Source organism: Mesorhizobium sp. M8A.F.Ca.ET.021.01.1.1 (assembly GCF_003998025.1).
GTDB lineage: Bacteria > Pseudomonadota > Alphaproteobacteria > Rhizobiales > Rhizobiaceae > Mesorhizobium.
This window is the reverse complement of the sequence record NZ_RZSJ01000968.1, coordinates 1-1,120: the sequence shown is the minus strand read 5'-3', so window position 1 is coordinate 1,120 and position 1,120 is coordinate 1. Positions and strand designations below refer to the sequence as shown.

The 1,120-nt window shown below is 60.6% G+C and carries 2 protein-coding genes; both read right to left on the bottom strand.

Features of this window, described 5'->3' with window-relative positions:
- The coding region (locus EOA36_RS35890) for an ATP-binding cassette domain-containing protein (RefSeq protein ID WP_189553561.1) at positions 1-325 on the bottom strand (325 nt) is incomplete at its 3' end.
- A gap of 216 nt (positions 326-541) precedes the next feature.
- A partial coding sequence (locus EOA36_RS35885; RefSeq protein ID WP_145969531.1) for a quinone oxidoreductase occupies positions 542-1,120 on the bottom strand: 579 nt, incomplete at its 5' end.

The window sequence follows — 1,120 nt, the reverse complement described above, 5'->3', positions numbered from 1 at the left end:
TCTCGGCGGCCGTCAACGCCTCGAACAGCGAAAAATGCTGGAACACCATACCGATGCCGAGCTTCTTGGCAACGCCCGGGCTGGGGATCCGCACCGCCTGGCCGTTCCAGAAAATCTCGCCGGAATTGGGCTCGAGCGAGCCGAACAGCATCTTGACCAGCGTCGACTTGCCGGCGCCGTTCTCGCCGAGCAAAGCGTGGATCTCACCTTTGGCGATGTTGAGGTCGATATGGTCGCACGCCGTCAGCGTGCCGAATATCTTGGTCAGGCCACGAACCTCGAGCAGGTTCGCTCCATCATGATTTGCACTCACAGTGCCTCCCATCCGGATTGCCGGACATGTTCTGTGTTCCCGCAAGCATCGTATGCGCGGCCGGCTCTCGTGCGAAAGCAGCACCCGACTTGAAAGAGCTTCAAGAATTTCAGCGGAAACTCAAGGGCAAAGATCAGCCTGCCTCGCACAAGCATGTGGCTGGCCGACTTTTCGTGCAAACCAAGCCCGCGGCTGCGGCGGGACGCTGAAAACCAAGGCAGACTATCGTCAGGGAACCAGGATGGTCGTGCCTGTCGTTCTGCGTCCCTCAAGATCCTGATGCGCCTTGCCCGCGTCTTTCAGCGCATAACGCTGATTGATCTTGATCTCGACGGCACCACTGAGCACGACCTCGAACAATGCGGCGGCGGAGGCATCGAGGTCCTCGCGTTTTGCATTGTAGACGAACAGTGTCGGCCGCGTTGCGAACAGCGAGCCCTTCTGCGCCAGCAGCGACATCGAGAACGGCGGGATGGGTCCCGAGGACTGGCCGAAGCTGACGAACATGCCGAGCGGCTTCAGGCAGTCGAGCGAGGCCGGGAATGTGTCGTTACCCACGGAATCGTAGACGACGTCGCATTTCCTGCCGCCGGTGATGGCGGCGACGCCGGCGACGAAATCCTGCTCCTTGTAGTTGATGACATGGTCGAAGCCGTGTGCCTTGGCCAGTTCGATCTTGTCGGCGGAGCTGGCGGTGCCGATGACCGTTGCGCCGAGGTGTTTTGCCCATTGGCCTAGAATGAGCCCGACGCCACCAGCCGCGGCATGAAACAGGATCGTGTCGCCTGCCTTGACCTTGAAGGTCCG